This is a genomic window from Luteimonas panaciterrae (assembly GCF_020511115.1).
In the GTDB taxonomy this organism is placed as follows: domain Bacteria; phylum Pseudomonadota; class Gammaproteobacteria; order Xanthomonadales; family Xanthomonadaceae; genus Luteimonas; species Luteimonas panaciterrae.
On sequence record NZ_JAJAVH010000069.1, the window covers coordinates 1 to 714 of the forward strand.

General features: G+C 59.1%; 1 pseudogene. It reads right to left on the minus strand.

Features of this window, described 5'->3' with window-relative positions:
• Window positions 1-37 precede the first annotated feature (37 nt).
• Window positions 38-714 (minus strand): annotated as a pseudogene (locus LG367_RS18290) (IS3 family transposase); the annotation flags it as partial.

Below are 714 nucleotides of genomic sequence, written 5' to 3' on the forward strand. Positions count from 1 at the left end.
TGAATCGCCCAGTTTTTTGTAGACAGTCGTCAGCCGTTTAGTGGACTGTCCCGGGGATCGTAAGCACTTCCGGCCTATGTGCGTACCGATTTTCAAACTCTATCGGGGACATCCCGTCATTGGAACTGTGCCGTCGCTTGGGGTTGTAAAACAGCTCGATGTAATCGAACACGTCGCCGCGGGCGTCAGTATGGGTGCTGTATATCCGCTGTTTGATCCGCTCACGCTTGAGCAACTGGAAGAAGCTTTCCATCGCCGCGTTGTCGTGACAGTTCCCACGCCGGCTCATGCTGCACACGATGCCGTGTGCCTTCAGAAAGCTCTGCCAATCTTCGCTGGTGAACTGACTGCCTTGATCCGAGTGCAAGAGCAGGCCGGGTTCGGGTTTGCGACGCCACACCGCGGCCAGCAGCGCTTGCAGCATCAAGTCGGTGTGTTGTGTCGGCCGCGTGGCCCAGCCCACGACCTGGCGCGAGAACAGGTCCAGCACGACGGCCAGATACAAGAAGCCCTCGTAGGTGCGAATGTAGGTGATGTCGGTGACCCACGCTTGGTTCGGCTTCTGCGCTGTGAACGCACGCGCTAAGCGCCATGCCCGAGAGATCTGAGGCATGTGCGCATGCGGTTCAGTACAGCTCTTCTATCCCCTGGATGATCTCGAGCTCCGCTCCCCGGATACCGGCGGCCCCCATGATTCGTGCCGTAGCGTCCAGC